The sequence below is a fragment of the Lacticaseibacillus salsurae genome (assembly GCF_045862175.1).
GTDB classification, from domain to species: domain Bacteria; phylum Bacillota; class Bacilli; order Lactobacillales; family Lactobacillaceae; genus Lacticaseibacillus; species Lacticaseibacillus salsurae.
Genome location: NZ_BAAFZI010000050.1, coordinates 1 through 16,930, shown reverse-complemented (window position 1 = coordinate 16,930; position 16,930 = coordinate 1). Strand labels below are relative to the sequence as shown.

Below are 16,930 nucleotides of genomic sequence, written 5' to 3'. Positions count from 1 at the left end.
CACCAACCCGTCTCTTTGACTCGTTGCTGGTAAGATAACACTCTACGGCTTCGATATAAGTTTCTACTGAAATCTTAGTCATACAAATACCCCCAAAGTTGTGTTCCAACTTTAGGGGTAAAGGTCAGGGATTGCGCTGCTTTTTTGAAATTCTATGAATAATCCAGGATAAAACCTTTTTGGTGCAGGGTTGCAACTAACTGTGGATTTAAGCCACGCGCAATCGTCAGGTAATTGTTAGCACGTGTGAAATCCTTACTATTACGATCACTATATTGAAAAGGCTCAGTCTTGTGCTGCACAATCTCTGCACGCGACAAGCTAGGATCGTTTAATAGCTTCACCGCGTCTTGCATTGATTCTACACCGACCACCTTCATCATAAAGTCAATTGGATCCCCGTGTTCTTGTCGCGAGTTCCAAAAAAACGTATTCTTCCTAGCATCAATAACAAGCGAATCATGCTCCACACCACGCCAACTGATAGAACTTTCCTGCTCCAAGTTAAAGCCGTTACGCTGCACTACATCAACAATTGATGCCTGCTTGGCGCGCTTAAAATCTTCCATCCATGACACATAGATCACCTCCAAAAAAAGACGCGACCATAAAGGCCGCGCTAGCGATATAAGTCCTGATTTTGATTGTTACGTTTGTTTTCTTCTTCAGCAGCACTGCGATCATGAGCTTGTTTATTCAGCAAGTGTTGTTGCACGTCCCCACGTAAAAGGTTCTTGATTGTCTTAAGCGAAGACAAAATCCCATGACTCGGCGAGCTGCCACTGGATGAACGTTTTGGTGAATCAGGCGTATCCTCCTTAGGATCCTCATGCATGGATTGATTTCGCCGATCCTGGGCCAACATTTCCTTGAGCACCGAGTTTCCCATTCGAGCAAAGAGTTCGTCATACTTGTGATCGTAGTATTCTTGCGATCTATTTTCTTCTTTGCCAGGCTGACCTTTGCCGTAGAGAAATTCCCGGAATTTCACCTCGTTCATCAGTTGCGAGTCAAAGGCTTCTAGCTCCGTCTTGTGATAGAGCTGCATGTATCGACTTGCAAAAGCATCAAGCAATGGGCGTAAGTCTTTCATGTCATTCATGTTGTAACGCCACTGTCGCCGATCAGCTGGTAGCTTGCTATAAATCTGCTTGTAGTAATTCATCAACTGCCGATCTGGGAGATTACGCCATGGTTCCTGATGAGCCGGCAAGCGATCTCGAATCAGGCTAGAAATTTGCGCCAGCGATTGATCGCGGTTCAGTAGTTCGTTCGCCACAGCAGACTTAAACTTGTCTAGTGTGCTAGCTTTCAAATAACCTTTGCGCTCCCGAAAAACTTTGCCATCGCGTTCAAACTCCTTAAAATCCCGTTGCGGATCAGGCTCAACTGTTGCGATATGAACATGAATATTATCGGTGTTGAGATGAATCGATGCTGACCACACCGCAGATGCCGTAAGCCCTTCGTTGGCAAGCAATCTACTCATACCGGTACGGATCGCGATCCGAAGTTTTTGTTGATCTACCTCTTGCGTTTGCGGATCATAAAGGCCGTGTTCAGCCAAAAAAGTGTTGTCGAAACTGACGACTGTCTGCCACATAACTGATCCATTACGTTCAGCCTTTTCAAATGATTGCCGCAGTTGCTGCCGCGCATCAATATTCAGTTGATCTTTGCCCGCAGTGAAAATACCGGTACTCTTCTCGGGATTTTCCATGTATTGGTTGTAGCCATCATACTTAACCGCGTTCCAATCTTTGAAGTGCTTAGCACGCATCGCGTCGGAACGATTAATATAGTTGATATAACCGGAAAAATGCTCGCCTCCTGGTCGTTCAAAGCGCATTGTCGAAACAATTCCTGCACTACTACCCACGATTAGTCACCTCGTTTCAAACGCTTGTATTTGTCACTATTGCGATAAACTTGCCGGGCTTTAATTTGATCGGACACCTTCTGATCGGCCTGGGTAATTGCATCACTTTGCACGTCAGTAACTGGGAACTGATCGTCCATGCCGTGGAGAACTATGAACCCATTTAAAAGCTCACGGAATAAAGTGATGTTTCGCTCAGTAGAACCAGTTCTCAAACGAATTGGGTCAATCATTTTCTTCACTTCGGAGGTAATCTGTTGAATCAAGAGCTTGTTTCCAAGCAGCTCATTTTTCATTTCTTGATGCTCGCGAAGTAAACCTTCCAATGCCTCACCGCGAGTTTTACAGCCATGGATTTTCATGTATTGATCGATATATTTCCATCCATATTCGCCCGTGCTAGGTGAATCCAAATAAACCACACGACGTTCGTGCAAAATCTTCACTCCTTTTCAATTCCAAGTGCAAATAGCAATCGCGAAATGATTTCCGTGTTCCTATTAATGACTACTTTTGACTGCCGCGTTAGTTCAGTTAGATCATTTAGCTCACCTTCGACGTAGTAATCTCTTGCGTGCTGATGGATGAGTCGCGCGAGATACTTATTACGCGTTAGGCCCTTGGAATCTGCCAACTGTTTGATGATTGCGGCGTCCGCATCAGCGACACCTTTGATATGAATATCAACTACCAAGTCTGTTTCCTCCTTCTGTTTTGGCAAATCGAAATTTGCCGTAACGAGATCACTAAAATTAAAAAAAGAGGCCCGTAAATTCCTAACTTACGGCCCAAATACAAAGTCAAAAAACGCGTGAAGGGTGAGAGTTGTGATCCAAACAGCGGATCGCAACTCTCACCCTTCAACTCCAAAATTACGACAGGGGCCGAATTTTGGAGTTTTAGATAATGAGCATAAGGGAAAACTGCACCCATAAATGGGTGACACCGCAGTGCGGTGGGTTTTCCAAAGGGGCCACATTCGTGGCCCAAGTGCCCTAAATCTTAGTTCTTGGGCACACGCCAAAATCGCGATTGTGCCCAATATTCAGAGCTTTGTGCACCCAAAAACTCAATTTGTGCCCAATATTCAAAGTTCTGGGCACACGCATTTTTGGGATTCAATTTAGCTTTTCTCCGTAGTTTGCACGAGCATCTCGTGCATTATTGATCGCCTTCTCAAAATTTTTAACTGAAGTTTGATGCTGCTTGATTGAAGATTTCGTTTGCGCAATTTTACTCTTGGTATCAGATTTTTGAGACCCAGTTTGAAGATCCAACGACTGATTTTGCTTCGATAAAATCTTCTTGAGCTTGGCAATGTTGGACTTGTTCTTGGCCACCTTACGCTCAAGTTTCTGAATCTTTTGCGAGTAGTATTTCACCATGTAGGCGAGATATTCTTGCTGGAGTTGGTGCGTTGTTGGTCGTTTATAGGTTCCCGCATTCTTGGCTTTTTGAACTAACAAAGCTTGGCTATTGGCAGCCTCCAGCCCACTCCCCGTCGTCTTCTTGTCACCAATCACGACGTAAAGGAGCGCTTGTTTCTTAGGAACTTGTTTAACTGTCACGACATAATAATCGGGGCTCACTTGAGTCAAACTTGATGATAGGATCTCACCATTTTCGTGACTTTTGGTACGCACCTTTGCGCGGACGGCAGCCAACGGATCAAGCTGATTGTCACTGACATAAAAGCCCAACCGATACGTTTGATTGCTATACCGTTTGGCGTTTGCATAGATGAAAGTGTTCTCGCCCATCACAAAGGACTTACTCGTAGTTAACCCCGATTCATTGATGTTTTTGGGGAAGACAACGAACAAGACCAGCGTCATGCCGATTGCCGCCAGGATCCAACCAAAAAGCTTTTTGAAACGCTTCTCCGCTTTGTTGTGGTCCAAAATCTGGACATGTTTTTCTTCGACATCCAACAGGATTCCTCCTTGCTTTACTGATTGCTTCCGGCCTGATCAGTGACCGCAGTGAACATCTGACTATGGCTCACTAGCCCTCGATCAAATCGCACCAGTAGCACGCTTGAGTATTGGGTATGGCTACTATCATAGGAGTAAGAATAGGTCATGTGGACACTCACCAACGCATCCTTGCTAGCACCTGGCTGGATCATCGCAGTAATGGTATTCCACTCAATTTCATAAGCCGTTGCCTTGGTCTGAGTACCAGAAGTCGCAGTAGTTGGCGCCAGTTGATTGACTTGTTCTGGCGTCGCTAGCTTCTTTAAGGCTGCCCGTTTTGCGCTTACGCTAGGCGAATAGTTCTGTAGGATTTTAGCGTATTGGATAGCCGTATTCTTGAGCTTCTGTTCACTTGACTTGTAAGAGGAGAGCTCAGCTTCAGCAGACTTTTGTGCGGCCTTGGCCACGGACTCAGCTTCCGAATTACTACTTGACGCAGCCTGCATTTTTGACTTCACCACGCGGGTTTTCGTGACGACTTGTGGCTGCTGCTGTGCGATACGATACCAACAACCACCCATCACAACCGCCAAGACGGTTGCGAGAATGGCATAGCTGATCAATGCAACTCGGCCTAAATTATCGATTCTAAAATTCACTTGATCACCTCATTTTTTATGGATATAAACGAATGACGACACGTTGCTGAGGGTCTGATAATTCGGCCCTGTTGACGAAGAAAAGCCCGTGCCACCTTGAGAAATTTTGAAAGTACCAGCACTACGGTTGTAGGCTTCCACATACGCAACGTGCCCGTACTGGGGATCAGCTCGCCAGGTGCCAACCATCTGCCCAGCCGCAAAAACTACGATCGTGCCAGCCGCGGGTGTATGGGTTCACGGTGAAGCCCGCTGCCGCGGCTGACATACCCCACTGACAACCATTGCCCCAACCGTTGCCGGACCACCCACTACGCGCCTTAGCAAACCAGGTGCATTGACCTTTTGGATAGGTATTGCCCGTAGTATTCAGCTTATATTGCCCGGTTAGCTCCGACTGGTCGATGCCAGTCAAGTCGATTTTGCCAGGTACCGACTTAAATCGTGGTGATCCTTGAGGCCCTGAGTGCAGCCACTCCATTTTTTTAGTCCCCATGATTGTCGTCCAACCAATTGACGATTCCCAATCCGAGTTGTTGAAGAAAGCCAGCAGTTGATCTAGGGCGTTTAGGCGATTGGTGTGCCCTTCCAGCGCGTAGTTTGCAAACGTGCCAGCCGTGTATTGGAGGATACCTGCGGCCTCATTACCGCCGGGATTCATATCTTGAATCTGCTGGATTACCGCAGCGTTGCCTCCTGATTCATTTTGGATAACGGCTTCAAGATTCTTGATAAAATCATCACTGGGATCCACATTCATCGCGGTTGCGGCAATTTTTATCAGCTGTGGATCATATTCGCCATTGGTGGCAACGTCGCTGCTATCAGTGCTTGATTGACTGAGAAACATCGCAGCGATGCCAACGGTGAACACCGCCACTAGCACTACTCCAATAGCTGTCAGTAAGGCCGGCAGGCCGGCCCAAGCAATTAACTTCCGAACAAAAAGGGCGTTCTTCAGTGCCTGCTTTTCATGACGTGAATCCATTAAGCACCACCTTCAAACGTCCTCAATTCATCATCTGTAACTTGGAAGTTCATGTGCAGCTTATCAGTCCCGACCAAGAGATATGCCTCACCTTTACCAAAATCCGGTAGACTAGCGAAGTCCTGTTCCGTCATCATATTGCCAAACAGCGAACGGAGAATCCCTGGATCTTCTTTGGTCTTGATGGTTGAAACGTCGTGCTTCATCAGCACCTTGTATTGGCAAAGCGAATACAATTGATTGAGCGCATTGACCGCCTTGACCATGCCCTTATCTGAGACGTTAGCACCACTTGGAAACATCCGTTCCAAGCGTTGCGTGGCCAATACAATTGACCCAAACATCTTGCGATCCTCGGACATTAGTTTGACGAAAAAGTCTGCGACGAAAGACTTGTCTGTGTTCAAGATAGTGTGGCATTCATCAATAATCATCAACCAGTGTTGCACATCGATCAGGTCTTTTTCACGCGCATCGTAAGCTTTCTTTTGGGCGCGCCCCAAGCGCATACAGTTGTTATACGAGTCGATGATCGCGTTATAAATCTGTAAGTCCTGAATCGAATCTTGCATTGCGTCGATCGTGTTCAGCTGGTACGAAACCACCTGCAAGTCGCTCAGATCTGGAAAACTTGAATAGCCGTCAAAGAGATCTCCAAAGGTTGACTTCAGTTGACCCAGTGACAACAAAATCGACTCATAATAGCGCGACATCTCAGGATAAAGGCCTTTAACGGAAGCTTGCTGAATGAACGCCACAATATCTGAAAGCGTCGGATACTCGTTAGCTGCCAATGCAGTCACCGGCGGCCGATCTGGATCAAGATAATGATGCTGCTTGTAATAACGATCACACAATTGTGAGAAGGCGTTGGCCGTGCGTTCATCAGCATCTCGATCAAGCAACCGATACTTGATCGCCAAGCCTCCGATATGAGCACGATAGGAAGCAATGACATCTGGATCCGAAGTCTTCTCGTCATATTGCGTCGGATAGACCTGGAACATGTTGATGATCCCGTCGGAACCATCGAGATTGATCACCGTGCCATTGAACTTGCGAACCAACGTCGCAAACTCCCCCGTCCGATCAAATACTCGTACTAGGTCTCCGCGAATAGCACGCTCCCAGAGAATTTTCTTGAGGCTTGTAGACTTGCCACTACCTAAATCTCCTGAGAGAAATGTATTGTAATAAGTCCGCGTGTTGGTAACACGAAACATGTCCCAGTAAACTGTCCCACCGGTTGGGGTGTAGCCGAAATATGAGCCATACGGATCACTCAGAGAGGTTTGATTATGCGCATAGCCCAGCCCCATAACCTGCCCGCTTAATGGTAATCCCGTGCGTCCACTAGGCAAGCGCGACTGTTCGACAATGGGCAAGAACATCGACTTGTATTCGTCCGCGTTCTCGTCCAAAAAGACTGTCGCGCCATAACCATCAGTCGCCAAATCCGAGATCACATCGTTGACTTTACGGTTCAAGCGATCCACTGAATCTGCGTAAAGATAGATGCGCATGCTGACCTGCTTGATCACTTCACCTTGTTTGTTGAGCTCCACGGATAATCGCCGCAACGGTAATAGTTCCTGGTCGATTAAGTCGCTTTCAGTCGTTGAATAAGCGCGGCGACGTTGAATCTCAAGTTCTGAAATTGAACTTGAAATTTGTTTGGCATAGTTGATCTTCGGGTCCGTGAAATAGTCTACTACAGCCGTTGCGCCATGCACTGCCGTCAGCTTTTTAAGCCAAAAATCGCTAAAGGTATCGGGGATTTCATAGACATGCACACAAGCCATAAAGATGCTGCCCAGGCGAACAAAATACTCGCTCCTGGTATCTAATCCACCAGCCGGTTGGATCTGATAAACAAACCCATCATCAATTTTGCTATTGTTCTTCTTCACTGGTATCCACCCCCGGATTGTTCATCAGCCGATACATCAGTTGCTTTTCTGCGATTGTGGTCGGCTGAAACCCATAAACTGCACCCTTCGCCTTGGCGTCTTCAATGTTGGCTTCAAGTTGCTTAGGCGTCGTACCGAACAACATGATCCAACTTGATAGCTTGCGATAATGCATCTCAAGGTACTGCAAGTTGTAAAGTTCCTTTTCCAGCTGTTCGACGAGAAACGGATTGTTGGTTGCCTTGATCAAGTGTCGAAAATATTGTTGCTGCACGTCATTATTTTCTGGGAAGTTCAAGAAGATTTCTTTGACTGAATGGGTATACTGCCGCATGAAGCGCCACGATCCGTTCTCAATCGCATCAGCTTCCTGCAAAGTTAACCGATCCAGATCATGCTTTTCTGGCTTCATGACATCCGCGTAGTAAGTAGACAAACCACTCTTGAGAATGATATAGCCCTGCTTGCTGATGCCAACAATCGGCAAGATTGCAGTAATCTTGCCGCGCTGCTTGCGTTCTTCATTCTTAGTCCGCTGATCACGTTCCTTCCGGCGATCAAGCGCATTAAATCCGGCCATGGCGAGCACCTTCCTTCTCTTCATGAAATTGATAGATAGGCCGTTGAATCGCGTGATAAGTCCGGCGTGACTTACGGACAATCTGCATCAACACCTGGTAATTTTTCTTGTCATAGACGCTAGACGGCGACAGCATCAGATACGTGATTACCGCAGTTTCAATTGGTGCTAGGGCTTGCAGAAACGGTGAAACAAAGCGCGTGAATAGCAGCCATGAGATCCCCGCTGCTACCAAGATCACGATGAAGTCTGCAATCGTCAAGTTCTTAGAATATTGCGCTTTCATCATCATCTTTTTGGAAAATGAAATATTGTGATACATCTAATCGCCTCCTATTTCAGATTTTTGCCTTGGCGTAGGCTTTGACCAGTAGTTTGACCAACACGATATGCCCGTCGCACCGCCGAAACAGTTGGTGACTTCGCTAGGGCCTGGTGCGCCCCGATATTGATATCGGTTAATCGATTGGAGATCACTGTGCCGATCGTTTGGTTGGTCGTTGCATCAAATTGATGTTGATCATCCAGGGCGGCATGTTGATCATTCAGCATTGCCGTCTGCCCAGCCTGAACTGCACTAGCAGTTGCCCGCGGCATTGATTGTGTGGAAACATGTGGGACACTGTAACTAGCTGTGTTACTTCCGCTGCCACCAAGCACTTGCGATTGCTGTTGCGGCCGCGACGATTGAGTCCCACTGGCTGGTTGCGTTGTCGCGCCGGGCATTGTGGTATAACTTCCTTGCGGACTGTCAGCGGCGCCAACGGGAACGGCTTCGCCATGACTCATATTTGGCACAGCGTGTACAGGACTCGTCCCATAACCGAGGGCTTGTCTTGCTGCTGATGTGCCTAAAGATGGAGCAGATCTAGTGTTCGTACCCAGTTGACTTGCTTGTCCAACTTGACCTGGCTTAAGCTTGCTCCCGACTAAGTCCTTAGCAGCTTGTGGCATTTCTGGCGCCGCAACATCTGGTGCAGAGTAGTCTTGACTTCCACCTAAGCCACCATCACTAGCTTGGGTATCTTCTTGTTGTAGCTGTGGTGCCGTAGCATCACCAGTTGTCGAATTAGACACCATATCATTACCACCTAAGGAACTAATGCTGCCACTCCCGATATCCGCTTGTGCTGGCAAATCAGGCGCAGCTGTGGCAGGTTCTTCAATACCGTTACCGTTGACCGCCCCAGTTCCAAGCGCATCTTCATTGGTGTCTAACCCGGCGTTGGCAGGATTATTTCCTTTTTCGGCATCAGCACCTAGAGCCGGTGCGGCCTGCTCCTTCTCACTAGCATTTGGTTGAGCAGTGTCTGCTGACGAAGCTGATGTTGGAACGTCGCCTGTCTGAGTGGCTGTAGCCGGGCCTTTAGAGGCTTGATTCTGATCCGTCCCATTAGATTTCGTTGGATCAAGTTCTGGCTTCTTATTCGACGCAGCAGCTGGTGTCACACCACCAACCTTGTCACCTGGTAGATTGGGCTTTTTGGTTAGGCCATTGGCAAAACCAGCCAGTGCTGACCCGCCAACGAGTCCTTTATTGGCAATCCCCTTAGCAACACCACCGAGCTTCTTAGTTGCATTCAAAGCAGACTTAGTCGTACTACCAGCACCACGCGCTAACAACATGACGTTGGTCATCGTTTGCGCCATTGAAGATAGTCCGGCATCAATACCAAAGACTGCTTGGATGATATTCGGGCCATCAAGCACAAACAGGAAGGCGCCGATCATCGCAAAAATGCGCGCAACGCCGCCGACTCCCGCATGAGTGATAAAGCTTAAAAATTGTGCATAAAATTGTAGAATCACACACAGTAGAAACGCGACTACGAACGAATCGCGAAGCTTGGCAATTATCTGGCGATTGCGCTTACCCGAGTCAAAATCGGTGAGGGCTGCGCCTTGAGCTAGCAATCCAATGAAGTTGATTTCCATAATGATCTTGACCAACTTGAAAATAACGATTGCTACCGTGATCAAATACAATAGAAGGTTCGCGGCTAGAATCCATGGATGCCAAGAGTACCGATAGTAATTATCATCGATTTTGAAAGCACCTTGCATGTTGTGCAGTTCCCATTTACCATCTGAATTCATCGACAACTGTTTCGCAAGGATTTTAGTACCATCGTCACTGGCCTTGGAGCCGCCAAACCAGCCCCCCGTGTCGACCTTCTCATTGATACTTAGGAGTTTGATGTCTTCCATATTTTTGATCCGGTTAGTGGTTTTGGGGAGCTTAGCTTTACCACCACTCGTCTTCCACCCGGCCTTATCCAGCATATAGACGTCGGTGATATTGCCTTGATAAATTGAAACTGCCGATGGTGTATTCACCATGGCTTGTTCTGCACCAGCAGTAATCAGCTTCGTCCCTTGGGTCATAAGAAATGTCAAGCCGAAAAACAGCAATACTGCCACCAAGAAATTATTGCCCTTCTCATGGTAATCAACACGCTTGTTGTGCATCATCATCAGGCCCGCCCAGATGATGCCAATCGTGGCCAAGGCCCAGATAACAGGATCGTACGTCTTAAGAAATTTCTGAAATGGCGCATAGCCCCAGAAATCCAGCAACTTGTACATTTTTGCAAAAATTCCGGAAAGCGCATTAACAATGGTGGTCAATCCGTAGATGAGCATGTATCCGATCCACCGTAACCCGTCAGAAACAAAGTTGGTAACGTGCAGGTAGTCTGCATAAGCTCTTAGGACTGATATAATTTGTGAATCACTCAATTGATTTCACCTACAATTCTTCATCCTTAATCTGAAACAGGATCTTCAGTTGCCGATACGCTTCCGGCAATAGATCCCGATTCTTGATCAAAAAGATCTTCATCTCGCCAACCGTTTCATATCCCATAAATATCAATTGGCGATCAACTGGCATGTGATGCTCCACAACATTGTGTAACATCTCAAGCTGCCCTTTGGTGAAGACTTCTTCAATCGAGCGAAGATCCTCTTTAATTTCGCTAGTAACATTAGGTTTCACAGTAGTATGCTCCTTTCCTTCTGACGCAGATTTAGTGCCTGCAAACGGGTCTACAGTCGTCTTCTTGTGCGGTGCGGCCTTCACAACATCAATGTTGCGAGTGCCATCAGGCTGCTGCGTGACTTTGTACTCCACGTTTTCTGAAGTATGAACGTAGAACTCCTTCGGTTCCGCTTCCTTCTTGGTCGGCTTCTTAGGATTCTTCGCGCCTTCTACTTCAGGGGCTAGACCAAATTCCTCACGATTGATGACCAGCTCACTCAAATCAAGATCAGCATGACTTGAGCGCTTGTTGTCGTTCAGTTCTTCAAACGTCTGCGGATGGTTGAACCGATCACCAAGGTACTCATAGGCAAAAAGCATGCCGTAGCCTTTGGTCGAATCTGCAAACACGGGCCATGCTGTGATATTTTGGCCCTTAAGATCCTGACGTTGCTTGGCACGGATCAAGATCCACTCACCCTTACGCATCTGACGTAATTCTTCGGCGGTCATCAAATCTCGCGCTTGTTCGCTCTCGCCGTATGACTTGTCCAGGCTCAGTGGATCCCCATGACGGGAAGGCGCGATGATGGTCTTCTTACCTAATAACGATGCAAAATATTCTGGATCATGCTTGCCTTCAGGGAGGATACAAAGCTTATTCCCACACGCATCGAGGATGGCTTTGGCGCCACGCTCCCCATACTTATCTTGTAGCTGCGGGATCGACTGAAAGACCAAGTCGTACAAGATGCCCCGCTGCAAGCCGACGTTCATCGAGCGCGACAAGCCGTAGATTGCCGGAATGTTGGAAACTTCTTCATAGAGATTCAGGACTCGACGCGGTAAAGCCGAATCTTTAGACATCGTAGCCAACTTCGATAAAACGTAAGAAATCTGCGACAGGAATGTGGAAACAATCATGTAGTTGGAGTCGTCATAGTCTGGATAGCAGATAAATAAAGCGATCGGTTTCTCTCCGGTCGCCAATTGAGAGATGTCCATATCGCTATGGGACGTTAGTCTGGCAATCGAGTTCAGCGTGAAGTTCTTCAATTTCGCCATGGCGCCTGTGTAAATCCCGGAACGGGTAATCCCTTGAGAGAAGGTAATCGTGCCGTACTGTAACTTGGCCGGGTCATTGATTGCCAAGCCACCAAAGAACTCGTCTAGCGCCGTTGTCCCATTTTCATCAGGATTTGTTCCTAGTTCATTGAGCATGACCGAAACGGTGTACATGGTGACGCGTTCTGGTGTATCCGCTTTATAACAGACCCGACACACGGCTAGAATTAACGCGTTACACAACGCAATCGACGCTTCCTCCCACATCGGATCCGAATGATTTTGATCGTTGTGGAAGATTGAATAACTGAGGGTGTTGCAAAGTCGCTGCGCTTCGTCATAGTCTTGCTTCCAATAGGCAACCTTGACCAATTCCAAAGGGTTATAACCCATCGAAAATTCTGGTGTGATAAGATTTAGGATCTTCACGTCCCAGCCATGACGTTCAAACTCAGCTTTCGTATTCTTGACCATATCCCCTTTTAAATCAGTTACAATCACTGACTCCTTGATCGTTGCACGCATGATCAAATCAAGCTTGGGATAAGTGAATGCTTGAGTTTTCCCTGATTGCGTCCCCGCGACCGCAGCAGTGTTGGTCTTGTTACGATCAACTAGGTCATATCCATGCTCTGGTTCGGGATCTCGCTTGTTTTCAACGAGTTCACCCCCTTCGCGTTGCTTACGGGCGGCGATCGCATCAAAACCAATCGCCGCTTGCACTGGCTTCATGGTGTAGGTTTTAGGAATTGTTAAGGTCAACACATCAGCTTGATCCAGAGGAATGTGCAACTGTGGCGTCCCTGGATACCCTTCATATAAACTATCGTCAAGCGGGATCGCCACACTTTCTACTGCTAGTTCTTCCGGTTCTGCGAAGCGTGCAGTACCCATTGATCCAGTGTTGATGTCACGATAAGCAATCCGCATCTGATAGAGCTTCATCGGCACTTTCCACAGCCAAAATAACAACGCTATTGCCAATGGAATCAGCAAGAATGCTGGCTGCGTCAGTGGCACAAACAGACTTTTCAGGCTGAATACCTGCCGCCAAGGAAAGTACATTAATTGCGCATTAGCAATATTTTTAGGCCCGGCCTGAATCAGGTTATGTGCCATCGTTCCAAAGTAATAGATGACGTGGGTCACCAGGTTTGCAAACATGTACACGCCGACGAAGCTGAGTACCCCAACGGTCGCAATCATCTTAGGAGCAGCAAGAATTTTCTTCCATTGTTTAAACGGCGTATTCATTAAAGTGATCACCTCTTCTTAACAAATTGCATGAAAAAAAGCAGTCAGACAAAGGGATTGTCTGACTGCTTGCATGCGGTTCTAAATCAAAACGTATAAAGATATTGCCGCACTGATCGTGAGTGCGCTATAATGTAATTGTAGTAAAAACACCGACGACACTTGTTCAGCGCCGCCGGTGTAGGCAAGGCCGGATTCCTCCGGTGGCCAGCTAAATCAAGTTACTTTTCAATAACCGTCAGCCGGGAAGCAGGACGGTTATTTTTTGTTGTCGTTTTTCATGATTTCCACGATTAGGACCGCGAAGGCGATCATCAAGGAAAGCGTCTGATAGACACTCATGCTTGCTCCTTTCAGAGCAACGACTACAACAAAGGCTCATAGGCATCACTCCCTTCTTTACGAAAGCAGCTAGCCACCGTCCGGCCTTTCCTCACCAAAATACATTCTACCAGAATTTCTGGCGCATACCTACCTTATTCATAACGGCTATCGTCGTTGAGTCTTATTCAGACGTATTCGGCGCCAAGCGTTCTGAACGTCTGCAATCCCTTCTTGGATACCAAACACCAGCGTCGTTGCTGTTGCAACGGCAATGATTAAGCTCAGCCAACCGTTCAGCCCTGGCATGATCCGTTGAAGAAGGCCGCCACCAACGTAGCTGGCAATCAAGTACAGGGCAAGGTTCGCAACGCTGAGCTTCAGCATGACGCTAATTAGATCGACGAAGGCCACTCCGGCAGCAAGTAGTGCGATCGTCGCGATAACTTGATACGGCTGGCCTACTGGTAATTTTTCCATCTGATTCGATGCGATCCAGATGGCTGCGACTAGAAGAAAGAAACCACATACTAATTGAGCCGCCTTATAGATCTTATTGTGGCGCCGATTGTATGCTGCCACGCGCGCGTCCCACGACTGGTTGTCATCATAAGTAATGACGACTGTGTGCACCAAGTTTCCTGCCGAAACCAGCCCCAAAACATCCATGCCAGCGGATTCAAGCTCATATAGCGCGTCACTGACCCGATCGTTCAAGGCGCCCGCAGAAAGCGCAGTAACCGTCTTTATGGCTTTCATCCGGATCACCGCCCCATCGTCGCTTGAACAGATTGCTTAACCTTTACAGGTTCATTGTTACGTTGTGTCGGCTGAACCTGCTCTGGCCCCTGGCTTTTTTCTTGATGTTGATCTTGAGACTTTTCCATTGATGCCGAAACGTCATTGATGATGGCGTTCGCGCCACGTTGAATGTCATTCATAATTGCTGCTTGTTGCTGCTCAGGCGCACCATCAACCGCTGTGAACTGATCTGTCCAGCCAGCAATATACGGCTTGGCACGTTCAAAAGTATTGATTCCCATGGACTTGCAGACAACATAGCTAGTCATCTCCGCTTGCAATTCTTTGATTCCGCGATAGGTTTTGCCCAGCACATCGTGAGTATCCCAAAACTTTGAAACATCTTTACTTTCAGCGTTATGCAACCGGATATGGGCGATTTCATGAACAAGCGTTGCAGCGTATTCCTCCTTACCCAGCCCCTGCTTCATAAAAATTTCGACAGGTTGGCCGTCTGGCGTGCTAATGGCGGCACCTTTGGCCGCACCAAGCTTGCCAGTGACCGTTGGAAATCGGGTCGTCGTTGAATTTGTTACTGGTGCGCCAAGCTGGCTGGCTTCATCACGCAAAGCCGCGATCAGTCTATCGACAGCTTCTGGATGCTCATCGGGAAATTCAAAGGGTCGATTCGGGAAAATCTTAGGATAGTCTGCGGCCTTAGCGTTAGTCTGGGTTATATCAAAGACGCTGCCCAAGCTAAAGTATGTTCCTGACTGCGTCGGCACACTTGAATCCTTAGCTGCTACCTTTGCTTTCGTACCCGCGCTAAGCTTGGAGTATGACATAAAGGATTTAGACTCGTCATCAAAGTATCGTTTGTATGACACTGGTACCAAAATCTTAAGGCCATGCTCACCACGCTTGACGTGTAGCCCTTTATCCGACCAGGTCTTGTAAGGAGCCACATACAAAGCCCCTTCATATTGCGAGCGGATCATGGCTGTATTGCGAATCGAGTAGTTGTGTTGCGTGGCCATGAAGTTCAAAAACTCTACGCGATCCTTAGGAGACATCGAATCCATCCGAATCTGCGGAATGGCACTGGTCATCAAATCCTTGATCTCTTTTTGTAGCTGCTCTGGGCTCTTCTTGGGATATTTTTTTTGAGCCATTGCTAGACCTCCTTCCGGAAAAACTCAGACTTCGTCAGCACTGGCGTGAAATCTTCATCCGGATCATCATTGGCGATGTTTTGTTGCAATCGATCATCTGCGTCGTCTAGCATGGCTTGTAGCACACCAGCGCGCTCACGAGTGACCACGGCAATCACATGATCGCCGGTCTCACAATCCATTCCGGTGATTTGCGGCCCGATCACCGACTCCAAAATAATCAAATTTTCCATAGCTACCACCTAGCCCCGTGACTGATAAGGATCGTCATAAGGAGACCGTCCGAAACTCGACTCCGGCATTGGTGGCTGCTGAACTTGTGGCTCCTGCCGTGGTTGGGCGCTACGTTGTTGCGCTTGGCGTGGCGCTGGTGCCTCGTTCGCATTATCCGCTAAGATGTAGTAATCAAATGCTTGGATTCGATAGTTGGTATGCGCATTGCCGTCATCCGTTTGGTAGGAATTGGACGACCAGCAACCATTGACCAAAACGACAGTGCCTTGGCTTAAATGACCGCTATTAATCTCCTCAAGAAACGTTTCAGCTAAATCTCCTGAGAATTGCACAGGAGCTGAATCGGTGTGCGTATTGCCGTCGTTGTAATGACGTGTGTTTTGCATATAAATTTGCACATACTTACGGTTCTTGCTTTCGCTAACTTTTGCTTGTGAAACGACGGTGCCCATGAATGAAATCGTATTTTGCATTTGCATAATGTCTTTCCTCCTAATGAAAACAGCGCCTCATTAGGGACGCTGCTTAGTCGTAAATTCATATCACTGCATCACGGCTTCGGAATCTTCCGTAGAGTCCGAGTCGACCGCCGAGGCGGAAGACTCAGACCCTTCAGTCGAATCACTAGTCGTTGGGTTATCTGATGATTGCACGGTAACGATGGTACTTGCGGTCGTCTGTTGACCAAATTTATCGGTAACAGTGTAGGTAAGCTTGTACTGGCCTGGGGTATCTGAGTCAACACCACCACTGAGTTCAATGCTAACGTCGCCATATTTACTGCTTGCCGTAACGTCATGAACCTTTACCCTGGATTATTCACCTCGGTATTTGGGACATGAAATCGCATCTGGCCGGTCTGAAAGCAACGTTTGGAGCGTTGCGAATACTGACTGAGCGGAGAAGTTGGTGATCGATGCACCACGAACAGACCGACCCAGTTTTCGGCTCGACGCACGACCTATTCAGTTATTCAGTTCAGGTCGCCAACTGATGGACTTCGTCCATGAGCCGACTAAACCAGTTCTTGTAAACATAGTTAGAAGCAAGATGAATCACCACACGACGGGCGTGCCAAGTAATCCTACCGGCGATGTGAAAGAGATTGAACCGTAGCGAGGAGATGGTTGAACGACGGTCTTCCGAGACAAAGAGCTGTTTAAAGAGCTGAACCAGGTTATAGGCAATACCGGTGATCAAGGCTCGTGCAGTGTTCCGTGCAAAAGTTGAG

General features: G+C 47.6%; 17 protein-coding genes and 2 pseudogenes. All 19 read right to left on the bottom strand.

The features are described from left to right. Positions 1 to 152: 152 nt before the first annotated feature. Positions 153 to 578: a hypothetical protein gene (locus ACKTSG_RS11455; protein WP_407894880.1), complete on the bottom strand. Its 426-nt coding sequence runs from the start codon at positions 576 to 578 to the stop codon at positions 153 to 155. Between the two features lie 41 nt (positions 579 to 619). After that, on the bottom strand, positions 620 to 1,879 hold the full coding sequence (gene mobP2, locus ACKTSG_RS11450; RefSeq protein ID WP_056963710.1) for a MobP2 family relaxase: 1,260 nt from the start codon (positions 1,877 to 1,879) through the stop codon (positions 620 to 622). 2 nt (positions 1,880 to 1,881) lie between these two features. Further along, a complete protein-coding gene (locus tag ACKTSG_RS11445) occupies positions 1,882 to 2,325 on the bottom strand; it encodes a hypothetical protein (protein WP_225436215.1) in 444 nt (147 codons plus the stop codon). Further along, on the bottom strand, positions 2,322 to 2,573 hold the full coding sequence (locus tag ACKTSG_RS11440; RefSeq protein WP_054719246.1) for a hypothetical protein: 252 nt from the start codon (positions 2,571 to 2,573) through the stop codon (positions 2,322 to 2,324). The genes ACKTSG_RS11445 and ACKTSG_RS11440 overlap by 4 nt, the downstream gene beginning before the upstream one ends. Before the next feature lie 424 nt (positions 2,574 to 2,997). Then, positions 2,998 to 3,810: an ABC transporter ATP-binding protein gene (locus ACKTSG_RS11435; RefSeq protein ID WP_152164659.1), complete on the bottom strand. Its 813-nt coding sequence runs from the start codon at positions 3,808 to 3,810 to the stop codon at positions 2,998 to 3,000. Between the two features lie 17 nt (positions 3,811 to 3,827). Next, a complete protein-coding gene (locus tag ACKTSG_RS11430) occupies positions 3,828 to 4,454 on the bottom strand; it encodes a hypothetical protein (protein ID WP_082611745.1) in 627 nt (208 codons plus the stop codon). Between the two features lie 9 nt (positions 4,455 to 4,463). After that, a pseudogene (locus tag ACKTSG_RS11425) lies at positions 4,464 to 4,824 on the bottom strand (CHAP domain-containing protein); the annotation flags it as partial. 617 nt (positions 4,825 to 5,441) lie between these two features. Continuing rightward, positions 5,442 to 7,352 carry an ATP-binding protein gene (locus tag ACKTSG_RS11420; protein WP_407894877.1) on the bottom strand — a complete coding sequence of 637 codons (1,911 nt, stop codon included), beginning with the start codon at positions 7,350 to 7,352 and terminating at the stop codon, positions 5,442 to 5,444. Next, positions 7,336 to 7,932 (bottom strand): hypothetical protein, encoded by a 597-nt coding sequence (locus ACKTSG_RS11415; RefSeq protein ID WP_274259506.1) that lies wholly within the window; start codon positions 7,930 to 7,932, stop codon positions 7,336 to 7,338. Before ACKTSG_RS11415 ends, ACKTSG_RS11420 begins: the two co-directional genes overlap by 17 nt. After that, positions 7,919 to 8,254 carry a DUF5592 family protein gene (locus ACKTSG_RS11410; protein ID WP_274259507.1) on the bottom strand — a complete coding sequence of 112 codons (336 nt, stop codon included), beginning with the start codon at positions 8,252 to 8,254 and terminating at the stop codon, positions 7,919 to 7,921. Before ACKTSG_RS11410 ends, ACKTSG_RS11415 begins: the two co-directional genes overlap by 14 nt. 11 nt (positions 8,255 to 8,265) lie before the next feature. Continuing rightward, on the bottom strand, positions 8,266 to 10,671 hold the full coding sequence (locus ACKTSG_RS11405; RefSeq protein ID WP_407894874.1) for a pLS20_p028 family conjugation system transmembrane protein: 2,406 nt from the start codon (positions 10,669 to 10,671) through the stop codon (positions 8,266 to 8,268). Between the two features lie 10 nt (positions 10,672 to 10,681). Continuing rightward, positions 10,682 to 13,231 (bottom strand): VirD4-like conjugal transfer protein, CD1115 family, encoded by a 2,550-nt coding sequence (locus tag ACKTSG_RS11400; protein WP_407894872.1) that lies wholly within the window; start codon positions 13,229 to 13,231, stop codon positions 10,682 to 10,684. Between the two features lie 258 nt (positions 13,232 to 13,489). After that, a complete protein-coding gene (locus tag ACKTSG_RS11395) occupies positions 13,490 to 13,573 on the bottom strand; it encodes a putative holin-like toxin (RefSeq protein WP_225420736.1) in 84 nt (27 codons plus the stop codon). 147 nt (positions 13,574 to 13,720) lie between these two features. Beyond that, entirely contained in the window at positions 13,721 to 14,311 is a 591-nt protein-coding gene (locus ACKTSG_RS11390) for a hypothetical protein (protein ID WP_054717622.1), read from the bottom strand. Positions 14,312 to 14,316: 5 nt separating this feature from the next. Then, positions 14,317 to 15,465, bottom strand: coding sequence for an ArdC family protein (locus tag ACKTSG_RS11385; RefSeq protein WP_054717625.1), 1,149 nt, complete (start codon positions 15,463 to 15,465; stop codon positions 14,317 to 14,319). Positions 15,466 to 15,467: 2 nt separating this feature from the next. Continuing rightward, a complete protein-coding gene (locus ACKTSG_RS11380; protein WP_054717629.1) occupies positions 15,468 to 15,698 on the bottom strand; it encodes a hypothetical protein in 231 nt (76 codons plus the stop codon). 9 nt (positions 15,699 to 15,707) lie between these two features. Further along, a complete protein-coding gene (locus ACKTSG_RS11375; protein ID WP_054717632.1) occupies positions 15,708 to 16,178 on the bottom strand; it encodes a single-stranded DNA-binding protein in 471 nt (156 codons plus the stop codon). 63 nt (positions 16,179 to 16,241) lie between these two features. Then, positions 16,242 to 16,481, bottom strand: a pseudogene (locus ACKTSG_RS11370) (immunoglobulin-like domain-containing protein); the annotation flags it as partial. Between the two features lie 196 nt (positions 16,482 to 16,677). Then, a partial coding sequence (locus tag ACKTSG_RS11365; RefSeq protein ID WP_407894869.1) for a transposase occupies positions 16,678 to 16,930 on the bottom strand: 253 nt, incomplete at its 5' end.